Source organism: Pedobacter gandavensis (assembly GCF_032678465.1).
GTDB classification, from domain to species: Bacteria; Bacteroidota; Bacteroidia; order Sphingobacteriales; family Sphingobacteriaceae; genus Pedobacter; species Pedobacter gandavensis_B.
In genome coordinates this window covers 283317-300421 of sequence record NZ_JAVTSK010000001.1, presented here as the reverse complement: position 1 = coordinate 300421, position 17105 = coordinate 283317, and the positions used below count along the sequence as shown (strand labels likewise).

The window sequence follows — 17105 nt, the reverse complement described above, 5'->3', positions numbered from 1 at the left end:
GATCTGGGTATTCAGGCGCTTTAAATGATTAACCGGGTTCCAAAACCCTGCTCATTTAGCTGAGGGAGTTCATCGGCCTTGCCAATGTAAACCGCAGCTACGCCTTTTTTTATGGCTTCAAAAGCATTGTGTAATTTAGGAATCATCCCTCCAGAAACTACTCCCTCTGCTTTTAAGCGTTCAAATTCTTCCATTTTAATTTCCGGGACTAAAGAGCTGTCGTCTTCAATGTCGCGCATTACGCCCCTTTTTTCAAAACAATACACCAATACGGTGTCGTACAAATCTGACATCGCAACTGCTACAGCAGAAGCTATAGTATCCGCATTGGTATTTAACAACTGACTTTCGCCATCATGTGTAATGGCACACAAAACCGGGACTAAACCCGCTTTCATCAAGCTATCCAGTGTACCGGAGGCCACTGAATGTTCATCCAGGTCGCCCACAAAACCATAATCGATATCTTTTACGGGGCGTTTAACCGCTTTTATAATATTCCCATCGGCACCAGTCAGACCAATGGCATTACAACCTTTTGCCTGCAATTGCGCCACCATATTTTTGTTAATCAGACCGGCATATACCATCGTCACTACCCTCAATGTTTCAATATCGGTAATCCGTCGACCTTCTACCATCTTCGCTTCCACGCCAAGAGAAACTCCAAGTTCTGTCGCGATTTTTCCTCCTCCATGAATTAAAATCTTATCTCCTGAAAGCGCATTAAAGTCCAGTAAAAACTGCTGTAGTTTTTCCGAATTATCAATTACATTTCCGCCGATCTTAATTACACTTAATTTCTTCATTTATATTCAATATTTTTTCAATGTTAAAGCCTCTATATTTTTGGTCCATTTCGCATAAAATCATCTTCAGGACATCAAATACCCTATAATGATGGGGACCAGAAGATTTCCACAAAAATCAATAAGTATAAAAAAAGGATGTTGGATCAATTCCAACATCCCTTATACCTTATAATTCTTCCAGGACTGCTTTCAGGACTGCCTGAGCGGCCCACAAGCGATTTCCTGCTTCCTGAATCACCAATGAATTTGGTCCGTCCAATACCTCTGACGACAACTCCAAATCCCGGCGCACTGGCAAACAATGCATTACTTTAGCATCATTTGTTGCCTTTAACCGCTCATTAGTGATCATCCATCCTTCTGGGAATGGCAGAACCTTTCCATATTGTTTATAGCTCGACCAGTTTTTCACATAAATATAATCCGCATCCTGCAAAGCCTCATCTATATTGTGACTGATATTTGCACCTGATGTAAAATCTTTAGAAAGTTCATAGCCCAGAGGCTGTACTATAGTGAAATCAAGGATCCCTTCCTCCTGAGCTTTACACATCCATTCCGAGAAAGAATTCGGCACTGCTTGTGGTAGCGCTTTAATATGTGGTGCCCAGGCCAGAACAACCTTTGGTTTTCTGTCGGCTTTCCAGGTTTCTTTAATCGTCACCAGATCCGCCAGACTTTGTAAAGGGTGACGTGTGGCGCTTTCCAGACTTACTACCGGAACACCGCAAAAGCTAATAAACTTATTAAAAAACTCCTCGTTATAATCTTCGTCTCTATTTACTAATTTCGGAAACGACCTCAATCCCAGCACATCACAATACTGCCCCATTACTGCAGCAGCCTCCCTGATATGTTCTACAGTTGTACCGTTCATGACCACACCATCGCGTGTTTCCAATGCCCAGCCTTCCTTGTCCATATTCATCACCATCACATTCATCCCAAGGTTCAGCGCTGCTTTTTGCGTGCTCAAGCGGGTGCGCAAACTTGGATTTAGAAAAACCAGACCTAAAGTCTTGTTTTTCCCTAGTTCCTGATGCGCGTAAGGGCTTTTTTTCAAAGCCAATGCCGCTTCTACTAACTCTTTGATGTCTTCAACATCATTTACTGAAGTGAATTGTTTCATCTTATGATCCTGTTAAAGCGGTTTTAAAATGGGTTAAAAAGTGATCGGCCTGAGCTTTGGTTAAATTCAAAGCAGGTAATAACCTGATGACATTTGGTTTAGCCTCACCAGTAAAGATATGGTGCTTAAACAATAAATCTTTCTTAACGTTCGACAAGCTTTCCGGAAGTTCAATACCGATCATTAATCCACGACCACGAACCTCAGTTACTGCATCAATTTTTTGAAGTTCAGCAATCAGGTAAGCCCCAACTTCTGCTGCATTTTTCATCAACTGATCCTGATCCATCACCTCTAATACCGCCAGAGCAGCAGCACAAGCCAAATGGTTCCCCCCGAAAGTAGTCCCCAACATCCCATGCCATGGTTTAAATTTCGGAGCGATGGAAATCCCTGCAACCGGGAAGCCATTCCCCATTCCTTTTGCCATGGTATACACATCGGCTTCAACACCGGCGTAATCATGTGAATAGAAATGTCCCGTTCTGCCATAACCACATTGCACGCTGTCAGCGATGTAAAGGGCATCATACTGATCGCAAAGCGAGCGAATCTTCTGAAGAAAGCTAACAGAGGCTTCTTTAATCCCACCTACACCTTGAATTCCTTCAATAATTACTGCAGAAACTTCCTTTCCATAAGCGGCGAAAGCAGCTTCCAGGGCAGCCTCATCATTATGAGGGAGGAAAACAACGTTTTCTGTTTCATTGACAGGCGCAATGATTTTAGGATTGTCGGTAGCAGCAACAGCTAAAGAAGTTCTGCCATGGAAGGCGCCTTTAAAGGCTATAATTTTCTTACGTCCGTTATAGAAAGAGGCCAATTTCAATGCATTTTCATTTGCTTCCGCACCTGAATTACATAAGAAAAGCTGATAATCTACTTTTCCAGATACTTTGCCCAGCTTTTCAGCCAGTGCTACCTGTAAAGGAATTTTAACGGAATTAGAATAAAAACCCACTTTATTCAACTGATCGGTCAGTCTTTTTACATAATGAGGGTGTGTATGACCTATAGAAATCACGGCATGGCCGCCATAAAGGTCTAAATACTCCTGGCCTTCAGCATCCCAAACGGTACTGCCTGCGGCTTTTACGATTTCTATATTGTTTAACGGGTATACGTCAAATAAGTTCATTTTTTTTAGGTTTGAATAGGTGATTAAAAGATTTAGACTGTTCCTGAATCCTGTTCAGCACAGCGGGCATTTACTAAAACCCTGCTGCTTTAAGCGCCAGACCCTGCCGCTCTTCCAGTCCAAAAATCAAATTCATATTCTGCACCGCCTGTCCGCTCGCCCCTTTCAATAAATTATCAATGATACTGATCACAAATAATTTATTGCCATGTTTTTCTACATGAACCAATGCTTTATTCGTGTTCACTACCTGCTTCAAATCTATATTTTTCTTACTCACATGCGTAAAAGGATGTGTCTCATAGTACTCTTCATACAGGCTTTGTGCCTCTTCAGCTGTCAGGTCACATTCCACATACATGGAGGCCAGAATCCCTCTTGGAAAATCTCCGCGTTGCGGGATGAAATTCAAGAGGCCATCAAAATTTGGATCCATCTGTATCAGACTTTCGCCAATTTCATTAAGATGCTGGTGTTCAAAAGCCTTATAAACCGACAAATTATTGTTACGCCAGCTGAAATGAGAAGTTGCAGATAAACTCTGTCCTGCACCGGTAGAACCGGTAGTCGCATTCACATGAACTTCTCCTTTTAACAAACCTTTCGAGGCCAGCGGCAATAATCCCAGCTGGATGCAGGTGGCAAAACAACCAGGGTTTGCAATATAACTCGCCGCTTTAATGCGTTCGCGATTCATTTCTGGCAAACCATACACCCAATCTTCCCCTGCTGCAGCCTTTAATCTAAAATCCTGGCTTAAATCAATGATTTTGATCCCTTCCGCAACCGGATTGGCGATGAGGAATTTTTTCGCATCGCCATGACCTACACATAAAAACAGGACATCAATAGCTGAAGATAACTCTCCTGTAAAGCGCAAATCGGTATCTCCGAGAAGGTCCGTATGGACATCGGAAATGAGGTTGCCTGCATTACTTTTGCTATTTACAAAAACGATGTCCACTGAAGGATGATTGATTAGCAAACGGAGCATTTCTCCACCGGTATAACCGGCTCCGCCAACGATTCCTGCTCTAATTCTCATCGTTGTTCACTTTGTGCCAGATCATCACCTGGTTACCAAAAATCTTTGAGAAACCTTTCACATCTTCACCACTCCATGCATTGTTCATTTCACCATAACTACCGAATTTATTGCTCATTAAATCATGTGCCGACTCAATGCCGATGATTTGGAAACGGTAAGGCAATAGCTCAACAAATACAGTTCCGCTCACAGTTTTCTGTGTGTCTGCAAGGAAAGCCTCGATATTGCGCATAATCGGATCGTGAAACTGTCCTTCATGCAACCAGTTTCCATAAAAAGAACCCAATTGCTCTTTCCATGACAACTGCCATTTGGTTAAGGTATGTTTTTCTAAAGTATGGTGTGCTTTAATGATGACCATTGGAGCCGCGGCTTCAAAACCTACACGGCCTTTAATACCGATAATCGTATCACCAACATGTATATCTCTTCCAATACCATAGGGTTGTGCAATTGCTTGTAATTTTTGAATCGCTGCAACCGGAGCTAAACTCTCGCCATCGATACCTACCAGCTCACCTTTTACGAAAGTCAGCGCTAATTTACGCGGCGTTGTTACTGAAACCTGTGTTGGCCATGCCTCCTCAGGTAAAGTTTCATTAGAAGTTAAAGTTTCTTTTCCTCCTACAGAAGTACCCCATAAACCTTTATTGATAGAATACCTTGCTTTTTCAGCACTGTACTCTACGCCATGATTGGCTAAATATTCTATTTCCGCTTCGCGGGATAATTTCAAATCTCTAATTGGTGTGATGATTTCTACGTTCGGGATAATGATATTGAAAATCATATCGAAACGTACCTGGTCATTCCCTGCACCGGTACTACCATGAGCAACATAATCAGCACCAATTTTTTTCACATAGTTTGCAATGGCTGTTGCCTGACTTACACGCTCTGCACTTACAGAAAGTGGATAAGTTGCATTTTTCAACACATTACCGAACACTAAATATTTAATACAGCCATCATAATAATTGGTAGTTTCATCTACTACCGCATGAGAAGCTACTCCTAAGGCATAAGCACGTTTCTCGATTTCCTGAAGCTCTTCCTCAGAAAAACCACCAGTGTTCACAATCACAGAATGTACTTCCAGTCCACGGTCCTGTGCCAAATAAATACAACAAAACGAAGTATCCAAACCTCCGCTAAAAGCTAAAACAACTTTTTTCTTCATCTTAAAATAACAGCTATTTAAATAAAAAGGTAAACAATAATACGAGGGCTTTTAATCCCCCTTTTCCCAAAGGCTTAGGTTTCAAGACCAATCTTTGTTTGATGCGCATAAAGCGCTCATACAATTTTGGCTTTCGCTCTAATTCTTCTGCAAATTTCTTTGCCACATCGTGCTTTTGAGTTGCAGGATCGTAAAGCATTGCAGTACACATGCAATTTTTACGTTCCTTCATCGTCAGGATTTCAAAGTTCACGCAACTTTGACACCCTTTCCAGAAATCTTCATCCTGGGTAAGTTCTGAGTAAGTAACCGGCTCATATCCAAGATCTGAGTTGATCTTCATCACTGCCAGACCTGTGGTTAATCCGAATATTTTAGCTTTCGGATATTTATGTCTGGAAAGTTCGAAGATTTTTTCTTTGATGGCATGGGCCAGCCCGGCCTTTCGGAATTTAGGACTAACAATGAGGCCAGAGTTGGCCACAAATTGTCCATGACTCCAGGTTTCGATATAGCAAAATCCTGCCCATGTTCCATCTTTATGGAACGCGATCACAGATTTTCCATCCGAAATTTTACCTGCAACGTACTCCGGAGAGCGTTTAGCGATACCTGTACCACGTGCTTTGGCAGACTCTGCCATTTCTTCGCAAATTTCTTCGGCAAAGACACGATGTTCAGGAAGTGCAACCTGCACTATAAAATCGTTTGTATTCATTAATAGGTTAACGAAAAAAATAAATGTTCTGATTAATTGTTTTTTAAGAGGCAATCCTCTATGGAAATGTACTGAGGTTTACTCAGAAATGATTCAAATCCGGGGCGTGAAATTTTGCCGATTAGTGGTCACAGAAAAAATGGGTCGCAAACGCACAATAAACAGACTTTTGGAAGCAATATTCTTTGCTTCTACAATAGAAAGTTTATGTATAATTTGCTTAATCATTTCTTGTGTCTGATACTTCTTTAAAATAGTTGAGGCGCAAAGGTTTAAATAAATATTGAGTTGTGCAATACGTTTTTAATTTTTTTACATTTTTACGTAAAAAAAGATTAAATTAAAAATGGAGTCCCCTTATCTCCTTTGGCTACATTAAAATGTCAAAAATCAAGCCCCTTTTTCAAGCTTTCTGTTTTTGCTCCCCCTTTCTATTTTCTATCCCCATAAAAGGCCAAAATATGACCGTTTTCTTAAATACTTCAGCCATCCGGCTTTTAACTTACCGTTCAAAAATAAGCTAATAGATAAAAGTACGATCCCAATAAGCATTAAGTTTTCATTAATTTTCAGAACCATCAGTCAACTCAATAACAGTCCATTAAAACTTAAGCACCTCATTACCTTCCAAATCTAAAATAATGCGACAATAAGCCAGGAGTACCCTTCATCATTTCCGGAATGATGTCCATTCCGGTGATAGAAAAAGTGATGCCATTTCCGCCAAATCCCAGGACAAAATAACTATTAGGGAACTTTGGATGGGTTCCAATATAAGGCAGACCGTCTTTGGTTTCGCCAAAAGTCCCGGACCAACAAAAATCTTCTATAAACTGACAATCTGGTAGATAGACCTTCAATGTTTTACAGAGGCGATCTCTTTTCTTACCGAGTAAAGCATCTCTTAGTACCGGATTTTTAAAAGGCTCATCCTCGCCTCCCAACAACAGGCGCCCGTCTGCGGTACTGCGCATATACAGATATGGGGTGTCGGTATTCCAAAATAGGGTGCTCTTCAATGCCGGAGATAAGTTATGGTCTTTCTCCCCTACCATTGCATAAGTACTTTTCAAGGCCACTATTTTTTCAGGGAGCATCGCCTGTGTTTCATATCCTGTGCAGTAAATTACTTTCCCAGCCTTAATCTGTACCCCGGTTTCCATTTCTGCCAGCACATGGTCTTTCTCATATTTTACCTTTTTCAATGCCGTTTTATCATACACGCGCAATCCTTTTTTAGCATTATAATGCAACAAATCGTGTGCAAGACGAAAAGCGTCAACACTTCCTCCATCTTCAGATAAAATGCCAGCCTCAGCGATTAAACCATAGCGCGATTTAATTTCTTTTTTCTCTAACCAGCTTACTGCAAAACCTGCGGTTTTCCGCGCTTCAAATTCCCGTTTCAACCAGGAAACATCTTTAGATCTGCCTGCAAAATAAAGCGAGTCCTTTTGTTCAAATCCGCAGGCCGAATCAATCTCAGCAACCAGATCCCTTAAAGTGTAAATGGCATCTCTACAAGCTTTGTAACTGGCAATTGCGCCTTGAGCTCCAACCATATCGATCAATCGATACAAAGGCACATCAATCTCGTACTGTAGCATGGAAGTTGTAGCCGAACTGCTGCCATGAACCACTTCTCTTTTATCGATCAGGACCGTATCATATCCTTGTTTAATCATCGAATGTGCCATTAAGGCTCCTGTAATCCCACTACCTACGATCAACACCTCACAAATGATATTTTCCCTCAGGGAAGGGTAGGTATGCAGTAATCCATTTTTCACTAACCAGAAAGGTTCATTTGACCGAATGTTCATAGGCTAAAATCAGTTTGAATCAATAATTAGTCAGCAGTTATAACAGGTTTATTTCTCTGCAATAACAATGCTTTTAGCGATGTGTTTTAATCTTCAGCAGGTATAAATCTCTTATATTCGTTGTTAAATCCCCTGTAAGTAATGAAAAAACTCCTGTTATTTCTTCTGATTATACTTAGCAAAGCAGTTGCCGGACAAGATCTGATCACTGCAAAGAGGCTGATCGATACCTTGAGTTCCGAAGAAATGTGGGGCCGTGGATATACCAGAAATGGGATGGAGAAAGCCGCCAACTTTATCAGTGCTTCATTTGCAGCTTATGGCTTAAGTCCTATGGATGGAAAAGATTTCAAACAAACTTTTAGCTATTCTGTGAACACCTTTCCAGGAAAAATGGCATTAAATCTCAATGGGAAACCACTTATTCCAGGAAAAGATTTTGTACTGAGTCCGGAAAGCATGGGGCAGCAAATCAAAGGAACATTGATTCAAAAAGACAGCATCACCTTCATTAACCAGGAGCACCGTGTACTTCTCATTTTAAAAGATAAGCTGAACTGGTCTGTGGCTCCTGAAGTGGCCGATTATACCGTTATAGAAGTCGCAGCTAAGGCGATTTCAACCCTCCCGGAAAAAATAGAAATTGATATCGAGAACAAATTCATTCCTGCATTTCCTGCTTCAAATATCTGCGCATTGGTAAAAGGCACAAAAAAACCAGACTCAATACTGCTGATCACGGCTCATTACGATCATTTAGGAAGTTTAGGGAAAGATACCTATTTCCCAGGAGCCAATGATAATGCGAGCGGTGTTGCCTTACTTCTGAATCTCGCGGAACATTACGCCAAAAATCCACAACCTTATACCATGGCATTCATTTGCTTTGCCGCTGAAGAAATCGGCTTAATTGGCTCAAAATACTTTACGGAACACCCCTTAATTGAGCTGAATAAGATCAGATTTCTAACCAATCTCGATATGGTTGGCACCGGAGAAAATGGCATTACGGTAGTGAATGCGACCATTCATCCTAAAGAGTTCGAACTGTTGCAGCAGCTCAACCGGGATAAAAAGTACCTGCCAAAGATCAATGCAAGAGGAAAAGCGGCCAACAGTGATCATTATTTCTTCACAGAGAAAGGCGTACCTGCTTTTTTCATGTATACGCAAGGAGGAATTGCTGCATACCACGACACCTATGATCTGGCTAAGACTTTGCCTCTTACCGAATTTGAGCATCTTTTCAGACTGCTTACAGACTTTAACGCGGGCTTAATGAAAGCCCTTAGTAGTCGCTAAAAATCCGGTCAAAGTATTTTTTCGTAGGTACACACAACTCTACCTTAACACCTATCCTATGAAAAACTTTAACCTAAAGGCATTTCTGCCCAGTAAATCCCTGCTATTGCCACTATTTTTTCTCAGCATGGCAGTTGCCTCTTGTAAAAAGGATAAAAATCCTTTTATTGATCTACCAGTTTCAGGACCGGACCAACTCTTCTTTGGATTATCTAACAACAGCCTTCATAAGTTCAATGCAAAAAATGCAGGTAATGCGATCTCTTCGGTTGCAATCACCGGACTTGCTGCAAATGAAAAAATGCTGAGTATTGACTTCCGTCCAGCTACCGGGGAACTGTACGGAGTGAGTAATACCAGCAAATTATATGTGATCCGATTAAATGGGATAGCCAGGGCGATAGGTACAGGGTTCAGCCCTGCAATTGATGGAACTGCGGTCAGCATTGATTTCAATCCAACAGTAGATCGCATCCGTCTGGTAACCAATACCGGACAAAATCTCAGAATTCATCCTGAAACAGGCGCTGTTGCAGCCACTGATGGTATCATTAACGGTATTGCCAGTCCAAAAATCTCGGGTGTTGCTTACACCAACAGCAAGGCCGGATCTGCAACTACCGTTCTTTTCGACATCGATCTTAACAGCAAAAAGCTATATAAACAAGATCCACCAAATGAGGGGAAGCTGGTAGAGGTGGGTCCACTAGGGGTTGAAATAGGCAGCAATGCCGCATTTGACATCGCTCCGGATAATACTAAAGCACTTGTTGCAGGGACAACTGCCGGTGCCTCCAACCTTTACACCATCAATTTGGAAACCGGAAAAGCTACGCTTGCGGGAAAATTCCCTACTTCAACTGCAATTGAAGGTCTCGCCATCCCTACAGATCCAGTGGCTTATGCAGTAGACAATGCCAATAACTTTTTGATCTTTAACCCAGTCAATCCAGGAACACCGGTAGCTAAAGCAATTACCGGACTAGCACCTTCAGAAACTGTCCTCGGTATAGATTTCAGACCCCTTAATGGCCAGATTTATGCATTGGGTAGTTCCAGCCGCCTTTATACCGTAAACGCCGCTACAGGTGCTTTTACTGTAGTTGGTACTGGTGTCCTGAGCACTTTGCTAACCGGCAGCAGTTATGGTTTTGATTTTAACCCTACTGTCGACAGAATAAGGGTTGTAGGCAACGATGGTCAGAACTTACGATTACATCCAGAAACAGGTGCTGTTGTGGCAATAGATGGCACCTTGAAACCCGGAACTCCAGCGATCAGTGCCGCAGCTTATACCAATAACTTTTTTGGTGCCACAGAAACCATTCTGTTTGACATTGACCACGTAACTGATAAACTCTACAAACAAAGCCCTCCAAATGACGGAGTTTTGGTGGAAGTGGGTGCTTTAGGCATCAATGTAGAAAACACCAATGGCTTTGACATCGGTAGTAGCTCCGGAACTGCATATGCCATTCTAACTGTTGCTGGTGCAAATAAAATTTATACCATTAACCTGAGCAGCGGCATAGCCACACCAGTTGCGGATTTCCCAAAAACAGTAACTGCAATGACCCTTGGACTAGGTATTTAATCTTTTTTCATCTACTTATGACCTCAGCTGTGCCCTATAGGGTGCAGCTGTTTTTTTTAATCCCAGGTACGAAATCTTTACACAAAATGATTTCTTTAAACCAATTTCCCTTAATTTCGTTGTTATAATAAAAAATACAAGCTTATGTTCGATAAATTAATGGCTGCACAAAAGCAGGCCGAAGAGATAAAAAAGAGATTAGATACCGTTTCTGTTTTTGGCGAGGTAGAAGCTGGTGCCATTCGCATTACTTCCACTGCAAATAAATCGATTACTGCGGTAGAAATCGACGAAGAATTTTACAAACAAGCAGATAAAGAAGAACTGGAAGAGCTGTTGTTAACTGCCATTAATAAGGCTTTAGCACAAGCGGAACAAGTAAGCGCCCATGAAATGCAGGCTGCTACTCAATCGATGATGGGTGGCCTTGGCGGATTGTTCGGCAAATAGTCCTTTTAACCCTAATTTTTTAGCCTCATGAAGTATACTTATTATGGTCAGTCTTGCTTTTTATTAGAAGCAAACGGCAAGAAATTTCTTTTTGATCCATTTATTAGTCCAAATGGCCTGGCAAAACACATTGATACCAGCAAGATTGAAGCAGATTATATTCTGGTGAGTCATGGACATGGAGACCATGTAGCAGATCTTGTCAGTCTGGCAAAGCAAACCAAGGCCCAGGTGATTGCCATGCCTGAAGTGATCGCATGGGCAAAAGCACAAGGTGTAACCAATACCCATGATATGAATTATGGCGCTCAGAAATTTGAGTTCGGTAAATTAAGAATGGTATGGGCTGCACATTCCAGCTCTATGCCCGATGGCAGTTATGGTGGAAATCCAGCGGGATTTGTACTTGAAACAGGCGGAAAGACTATTTATTTTGCTGGAGACACTTCTTTGACCATAGAAATGAAATTGCTGGCAGACCTTTATAATTTAGATTATGCGATTTTACCGATTGGTGGGAATTACACCATGGATGTAGATGATGCACTGATTTCTACAAAGTATTTTGAGTGTAATAAAGTAATTGGGGTACATTATAATACCTTTCCTGTGATTGAAATCGATACAGAAGAGGCCATTGCAAAGTTTAACAGAGAAAATAAGGTGTTGTTGTTGCCAGCTATTGGTGAGACAATTGACTTATAGGAATAAAAAAAGGAGAGATGTCTTGTACATCTCTCCTTTTTTTATTTAGTGCCGCTAATTTTAATGTGCTTCCAACCAATTATTACCTTCTCCGATTTCTATCTCAATCGGCACTGTGGTTTTGATGGCGGTTTTCATGCGATGAGTAATGATTTTTTTCATGGCCTCTACTTCTGTTTTTAATACGTCGAAGACCAACTCATCATGCACCTGCATGGTCATTTTTGATTGCAGGCCTTGATCCTGAATGTCCTGATGGATGTTCAGCATAGCGACTTTGATCATATCCGCAGCAGAGCCCTGTATAGGGGCATTGATCGCATTTCGCTCAGCAAAGCCACGTACAGTCTGGTTAGCAGAGTTAATGTCTCTTAAATATCTCCTTCTTCCCAGGATCGTTTCAACGAAACCATTTTCTCTGGCGAAATTCATGGTATCCGACATGTAACGCTGAATCCCTGGATATTGCTCAAAATATTGTTCAATAATAGCCGCCGCTTCTTTTCTTGGAATTCCAAGATTTTGAGACAAACCGAAAGCAGATTGACCATAGATGATTCCAAAGTTTACCGCTTTGGCATTACGACGCTGATCTGAACTTACTTCTTCAATTGATATTCCATAAACACGAGCTGCGGTTGCCGTATGAATATCAATACCTTTATTAAAAGCATCAAGCATGTTCTCTTCTTTACTGATTTCAGCGATGATCCGCAGTTCTATTTGAGAATAATCCGCAGATAGCAACACATGATTTTCATCTCTGGGGATAAACGCTTTACGTACTTCTCTACCTCTATCACTACGAATAGGAATGTTTTGCAGGTTAGGATTGTTAGAACTTAGCCTTCCTGTAGCCGCTACCGCCTGATTATAACTGGTATGCACCCTTCCTGTTTTTGGATTTACCAATAACGGCAAAGCATCCACATAGGTAGATTTCAGCTTTTGCAACTGACGGAAATCAAGGATATCTTTTACAATATCACTCTTACTGGCAAGCGCCAACAGCACATCTTCTCCAGTTTGATACTGACCGGTTTTCGTCTTTTTAGCTTTAGGATCAAGTTGTAATTTATCGAAAAGCACCTCTCCAAGTTGCTTTGGTGAAGCCAGGTTAAAAGTAACGCCGCATTTTTCGAAAACATTCTGCTCAAACTTTCTGATGTCGATTTCCAGCTCTTTTGAATAGTTGTTTAAAGTATCTACATCGATCTTTACACCTTCTTTTTCAATAGCTGCAAGCACGTAAACTAAAGGATTTTCCACTTCTCTGGCTAACCCTTCTACATTCAGTTCTTTCAACATTGGTCTGAACACATTCGCCAGCTGCAGGGTTACATCTGCATCTTCTGCTGCATAATCAACCACCTGTTCTACGGGTACATCTCTCATATTTCCCTGATTTTTTCCTTTTGCACCGATCAATTTTGTGATCGATATCGGGGTATAGCTCAGGTAATTTTCTGAAAGGACGTCCATATTATGTCTGGTATCCGGATCAATCAGGTAATGGGCAAGCATGGTATCAAAAAGTTTTCCTTTGATATTTATGCCGTACCATTTCATGATCAGGATATCATATTTTAGGTTCTGACCGATTTTTTCAATATTTTCATTTTCAAGTACTCCTCTGAACTCTTCCAGAATGGCCAATACTTCTTCCCTATCCGCAGACAAAGGAATATAATACCCTTCTCCGGGTTTAATACAGAAAGATATCCCTACTAAATCTGCAAGGTTGGCATCTGTACCGGTCGTTTCTGTATCGAAGCAAATGCTTTCTTGTTTTTCCAGCTCTTCAATCAATGATTTTCGCAATTCCGGACTGTCTACCAGTTTATAATCATGACTGGTGTTTTCTATTGATTTTGAGGCAGGAGTATCTTCAGAGAAGCTCGGAGCCGTTACGAATGTTCCGGATTTTACTTCGGGTTGCGCTATAGGACTAGCAAATAAATCTATTTGCTGAGCAGCAGCAGGCGCTTTCGCTTCATTCACATTGAATTCTTCTCCAAAAACACGCTTGCCAATCGTTCTAAATTCTAATTCTGCGAATAATGGCTCTAATAATTCCCTGCTTGGAGATTCCAATGCAAGCTCATCAGGGTTAAATTCTACCGGAACATCCAGAATAATGGTGGCCAGTTTTTTAGATAATAAACCTTGTTCAGCGTAGGTCTCCACGTTTTCACGTTGTTTTCCTTTCAGTTCATGAGCATTGGCGATGATGTTTTCCATTGAGCCATATTTCTGGATCAATGATTTTGCTGTTTTTTCTCCGATACCAGGAATTCCAGGGATATTATCCACTGCATCGCCCCATAAACCCAGGATGTCAATTACCTGTTTTACATCTTCAATTTCCCATTTCGCTTTTACTTCATCAACACCCAGAATCTCCATTTCATTACCCATACGCGCAGGTTTATAAATGAAAATTTTATCGGATACCAATTGCGCGAAATCCTTATCAGGAGTCATACAATAAACAGTAAAACCTTGTTTTTCCCCCTCTTTAGCTAAAGTTCCGATGATGTCATCTGCTTCAAAGCCATCTTTGGTGATGACCGGGATTTTAAAGCCCTCAATCAGTTTAACTACATAGGGCAAAGCCGCAGAGAGATCTTCCGGCATCGCTTGCCGGTGAGCCTTATACGCTTCAAAGTCAGTATGTCTTTCCGTTGGTGCAGCTGTATCAAAAACCACAGCAATATGACTTGGTTTTTCCTTTTTCAATACCTCCATTAAGGTGTTTGCAAAACCCATCACTGCCGATGTATTGATCCCTGTGGATGTAAACCGGGGGTTTTTACTCAATGCAAAATGCGCTCTGTAAATGAGCGCCATGCCGTCAAGAAGAAAAAGTTTTTTCATCAGTATGTCGTTTTTATTAGTGAGGAAGCCATCATCAAAGCTGATCTTCCAGTACATTTATTCTTTGTTATTCGAGGTTAATTATTCCGAATAGTCTACGAATTTCGGGATTAAGCCTATCGGATAAAGGTACTAATACTTAAATAATTGTTTGTCATTATCCATAACAACAGCAAATAATTTCCGTTATTTGATCATGATGAAAGCGATAAAGACCCTTAACCTGCTCGTTTTACTAATGATTGCAGGTATTGGCGCAATGGCGCAGGATATTGTAGTGATCAAACCAGGAGATTTCCTTCGTGGAACGATACAGGCGACCGACTATTCGACCGTTATTTTCACTAAGGAAGATGAATCTGTAGTTCAGTTAAAGGCCAGCGACATCCAGGAGTTTGTCTGGAATGGGGAAACTTACCTGAGTAAACCAATTGTCATCAACAATAAAATGCAACACAAGTTTTTCAAGATCGTTGAACATGGTGCGGTAAACTTATACGCTATTGGCGGAAATGTGGGTGTTGATGTTCCTGAGCCAAAAAGAGCCCGCATCAGACCAAGCATTGGTATTGGGGCTGGAACCGGCGGTTTTGGCAGTGGTATAGGTATAGGTGGCGGAATCTCTATTGGAGCTGGCCGCAGACAAGAAGCACCAAAAAGAAGAATGATGCCGGCAACCTTCTTTATTGAGAAATTTGGCACTGGCCCGATGTTGGAAATGCCAATTGAAGGGGCAGGTTCAGCAGAAAAAAATCAACAAATTAAGAATGCATTGCTACAGAAACTAAATAATGATGAGGAATTGGCGGAAAGAATAAAAGCGACAGAAAACTTTGATTCAAAGTCAATTATCGCTTTTGTGACCGCTTATAATGCCGCTCATAAAAAACCCGGAGATCAGAACTAAAGCAGGCTTGATTTATTTGGATATGCAGCCTTCAATATGGTCGTTCACCATGCCGGTGGCCTGCATGTGAGCATAACAAATGGTGGTTCCGAAGAATTTGAAACCTCGTTTCTTCATGTCTTTACTGATCGCATCCGATATTTCAGTACGGGCAGGAACATCCGCCATGGATTTTACCACATTCACAATGGGCTTTTTATTTGGAAGAAATCCCCAGATGAAATCAGAAAAAGAACCAAATTCTTTCTGAATTGCTATAAAAAGACGGGCATTGCCAATGGCCGCCTTTACCTTTAAACGGTTCCTAATGATCCCTGGGTCATTCATTAAACGCTCTTCATCAGCTTCCGTAAAAGCAGCGACTTTCTGTACATCGAAATCAGCAAAGGCATTTTTATATCCTTCCCTCCTTTTTAGGATGGTGATCCAGCTAAGGCCAGCCTGAGCTCCTTCCAGAATTAAGAACTCAAAAAGGATGCGATCATCATAAACAGGTTTGCCCCATTCTTCGTCGTGGTATTTAACATATAGAGGATCGGTACCACACCATCCACATCTGATCATTTCTGACATTGATTTATTGAACTAAAGGTTTAGCATTAAAAATTAAGGAAATTGCTATGGAACAGCTTCCTTTTCCAGGATTCCAGCAGATGTTCCTACAATAAAATTAGGCTGTTACTGACTCAGTTCGTCCCAATATTCAACTGCTCTTCTATAATGTGGGATCACGATGGAACCACCAACCAGATTTGCAATCATGAATACCTCATTGATCTCCTCATTACTAACTCCTTCATTGAAGCATTTCTCAAGGTGATACTTGATACAATCGTCACAACGTAATACCATAGAAGCTACAAGCCCCAACATTTCTTTAGTCTTTACATTTAGCGCCCCATCAGCATAAGTGGTGGTATCTAATGCAAAAAATCTTTTGATATTGGTATTTGCTGTCTCCATGATTCTATCGTTCATTTTGGAACGATAGTCGTTAAATTCTTCTACTAATTTTCCCATATACAAATTGATCTTATTTAATTATAATTAGCTGATTAAAGCTCTATTAAGGGATTCCAAAGCAAATTTTTAAAATTCTGCACCTTGTCATTTTTTACTACAATACCCTCTGCTTCCAACAATTCCTGCATCATTTCAGCAGTCTTAAAATGGAACTTTCCTGTAAGCATTCCGGAACTGTTAACCACCCGATGTGCAGGTACAGCTGGCTGTGCAGCTCCCGCTGTACTCATGGCATAACCAACCATACGTGCGGAACCGCCAGCACCCAGGCTCTTTGCAATCGCACCATAAGAAGACACCCTTCCTTTAGGAATGAGTCTGACCAATTCAAAAACCTGGTCATAAAAAGATTGCTCCATTGACTTTTCTTTTAAGGTTAATTGTTAAAATGAACTATTC

At 41.1% G+C, this 17105-nt stretch carries 16 protein-coding genes; 5 read left to right on the top strand and 11 right to left on the bottom strand.

Going from position 1 to position 17105, the window contains the following annotated elements; all coding sequences use genetic code 11:
* Positions 1–20 precede the first annotated feature (20 nt).
* The 7 genes from argB to R2Q94_RS01215 form a co-directional block, all read right to left on the bottom strand.
* Complete coding sequence (argB, locus tag R2Q94_RS01245; protein WP_316819616.1) at positions 21–809, bottom strand: acetylglutamate kinase; 789 nt, start codon at positions 807–809, stop codon at positions 21–23.
* 169 nt (positions 810–978) lie between these two features.
* The gene (locus R2Q94_RS01240; RefSeq protein WP_316819615.1) at positions 979–1941 is read right to left on the bottom strand and encodes an acetylornithine carbamoyltransferase; all 963 of its coding nucleotides are present in this window, start codon (positions 1939–1941) and stop codon (positions 979–981) included.
* A 1-nt stretch (position 1942) separates the two neighbouring features.
* Positions 1943–3079: an aspartate aminotransferase family protein gene (locus R2Q94_RS01235; RefSeq protein ID WP_316819614.1), complete on the bottom strand. Its 1137-nt coding sequence runs from the start codon at positions 3077–3079 to the stop codon at positions 1943–1945.
* 73 nt (positions 3080–3152) lie between these two features.
* Positions 3153–4124: an N-acetyl-gamma-glutamyl-phosphate reductase gene (gene argC, locus R2Q94_RS01230; protein WP_316819613.1), complete on the bottom strand. Its 972-nt coding sequence runs from the start codon at positions 4122–4124 to the stop codon at positions 3153–3155.
* Positions 4114–5307, bottom strand: coding sequence for an argininosuccinate synthase (argG, locus tag R2Q94_RS01225; protein WP_316819612.1), 1194 nt, complete (start codon positions 5305–5307; stop codon positions 4114–4116). Before argG ends, argC begins: the two co-directional genes overlap by 11 nt.
* A 13-nt stretch (positions 5308–5320) precedes the next feature.
* Positions 5321–6025: a GNAT family N-acetyltransferase gene (locus R2Q94_RS01220; protein ID WP_316819611.1), complete on the bottom strand. Its 705-nt coding sequence runs from the start codon at positions 6023–6025 to the stop codon at positions 5321–5323.
* Between the two features lie 620 nt (positions 6026–6645).
* Complete coding sequence (locus tag R2Q94_RS01215) at positions 6646–7848, bottom strand: FAD-binding oxidoreductase (protein ID WP_316819610.1); 1203 nt, start codon at positions 7846–7848, stop codon at positions 6646–6648.
* A gap of 141 nt (positions 7849–7989) precedes the next feature.
* On the opposite strand from R2Q94_RS01215, the gene R2Q94_RS01210 reads away from it, so the two are divergent.
* From R2Q94_RS01210 to R2Q94_RS01195, 4 genes are all read left to right on the top strand, one after another.
* The gene (locus R2Q94_RS01210; protein WP_316819609.1) at positions 7990–9150 is read left to right on the top strand and encodes a M28 family metallopeptidase; all 1161 of its coding nucleotides are present in this window, start codon (positions 7990–7992) and stop codon (positions 9148–9150) included.
* Positions 9151–9208: 58 nt separating this feature from the next.
* A complete protein-coding gene (locus R2Q94_RS01205; protein ID WP_316819608.1) occupies positions 9209–10744 on the top strand; it encodes a DUF4394 domain-containing protein in 1536 nt (511 codons plus the stop codon).
* Between the two features lie 144 nt (positions 10745–10888).
* Complete coding sequence (locus R2Q94_RS01200) at positions 10889–11194, top strand: YbaB/EbfC family nucleoid-associated protein (protein WP_316819607.1); 306 nt, start codon at positions 10889–10891, stop codon at positions 11192–11194.
* Between the two features lie 27 nt (positions 11195–11221).
* Entirely contained in the window at positions 11222–11899 is a 678-nt protein-coding gene (locus R2Q94_RS01195; protein ID WP_316819606.1) for a metal-dependent hydrolase, read from the top strand.
* A gap of 60 nt (positions 11900–11959) precedes the next feature.
* On the opposite strand, the gene polA is transcribed toward R2Q94_RS01195, so the two are convergent.
* Complete coding sequence (polA, locus tag R2Q94_RS01190) at positions 11960–14776, bottom strand: DNA polymerase I (RefSeq protein ID WP_316819605.1); 2817 nt, start codon at positions 14774–14776, stop codon at positions 11960–11962.
* 151 nt (positions 14777–14927) lie between these two features.
* Between polA and R2Q94_RS01185 the strand changes: the two genes are divergently transcribed.
* Positions 14928–15683, top strand: coding sequence for a hypothetical protein (locus tag R2Q94_RS01185; protein WP_316819604.1), 756 nt, complete (start codon positions 14928–14930; stop codon positions 15681–15683).
* A 12-nt stretch (positions 15684–15695) separates the two neighbouring features.
* On the opposite strand, the gene R2Q94_RS01180 is transcribed toward R2Q94_RS01185, so the two are convergent.
* From R2Q94_RS01180 to R2Q94_RS01170, 3 genes are all read right to left on the bottom strand, one after another.
* Positions 15696–16256, bottom strand: coding sequence for a DNA-3-methyladenine glycosylase I (locus R2Q94_RS01180; protein ID WP_316819603.1), 561 nt, complete (start codon positions 16254–16256; stop codon positions 15696–15698).
* 105 nt (positions 16257–16361) lie between these two features.
* Positions 16362–16703 (bottom strand): carboxymuconolactone decarboxylase family protein, encoded by a 342-nt coding sequence (locus tag R2Q94_RS01175; RefSeq protein ID WP_316819602.1) that lies wholly within the window; start codon positions 16701–16703, stop codon positions 16362–16364.
* 35 nt (positions 16704–16738) lie between these two features.
* Positions 16739–17065, bottom strand: a complete 327-nt coding sequence (locus R2Q94_RS01170) for an MGMT family protein (RefSeq protein WP_316819601.1) — start codon at positions 17063–17065, stop codon at positions 16739–16741.
* Positions 17066–17105: the final 40 nt, after the last annotated feature.

What these genes read in the sequence shown, in the direction of transcription:
- argB (WP_316819616.1), bottom strand. Translation starts at nt 809, where the DNA reads ATGAAGAAATTAAGTGTAATTAAGATCGGCGGAAATGTAATTGATAAT.
- R2Q94_RS01240 (WP_316819615.1), bottom strand. Translation starts at nt 1,941, where the DNA reads ATGAAACAATTCACTTCAGTAAATGATGTTGAAGACATCAAAGAGTTA.
- R2Q94_RS01235 (WP_316819614.1), bottom strand. Translation starts at nt 3,079, where the DNA reads ATGAACTTATTTGACGTATACCCGTTAAACAATATAGAAATCGTAAAA.
- argC (WP_316819613.1), bottom strand. Translation starts at nt 4,124, where the DNA reads ATGAGAATTAGAGCAGGAATCGTTGGCGGAGCCGGTTATACCGGTGGA.
- argG (WP_316819612.1), bottom strand. Translation starts at nt 5,307, where the DNA reads ATGAAGAAAAAAGTTGTTTTAGCTTTTAGCGGAGGTTTGGATACTTCG.
- R2Q94_RS01220 (WP_316819611.1), bottom strand. Translation starts at nt 6,025, where the DNA reads ATGAATACAAACGATTTTATAGTGCAGGTTGCACTTCCTGAACATCGT.
- R2Q94_RS01215 (WP_316819610.1), bottom strand. Translation starts at nt 7,848, where the DNA reads ATGAACATTCGGTCAAATGAACCTTTCTGGTTAGTGAAAAATGGATTA.
- R2Q94_RS01210 (WP_316819609.1), top strand. Translation starts at nt 7,990, where the DNA reads ATGAAAAAACTCCTGTTATTTCTTCTGATTATACTTAGCAAAGCAGTT.
- R2Q94_RS01205 (WP_316819608.1), top strand. Translation starts at nt 9,209, where the DNA reads ATGAAAAACTTTAACCTAAAGGCATTTCTGCCCAGTAAATCCCTGCTA.
- R2Q94_RS01200 (WP_316819607.1), top strand. Translation starts at nt 10,889, where the DNA reads ATGTTCGATAAATTAATGGCTGCACAAAAGCAGGCCGAAGAGATAAAA.
- R2Q94_RS01195 (WP_316819606.1), top strand. Translation starts at nt 11,222, where the DNA reads ATGAAGTATACTTATTATGGTCAGTCTTGCTTTTTATTAGAAGCAAAC.
- polA (WP_316819605.1), bottom strand. Translation starts at nt 14,776, where the DNA reads ATGAAAAAACTTTTTCTTCTTGACGGCATGGCGCTCATTTACAGAGCG.
- R2Q94_RS01180 (WP_316819603.1), bottom strand. Translation starts at nt 16,256, where the DNA reads ATGTCAGAAATGATCAGATGTGGATGGTGTGGTACCGATCCTCTATAT.
- R2Q94_RS01175 (WP_316819602.1), bottom strand. Translation starts at nt 16,703, where the DNA reads ATGGGAAAATTAGTAGAAGAATTTAACGACTATCGTTCCAAAATGAAC.
- R2Q94_RS01170 (WP_316819601.1), bottom strand. Translation starts at nt 17,065, where the DNA reads ATGGAGCAATCTTTTTATGACCAGGTTTTTGAATTGGTCAGACTCATT.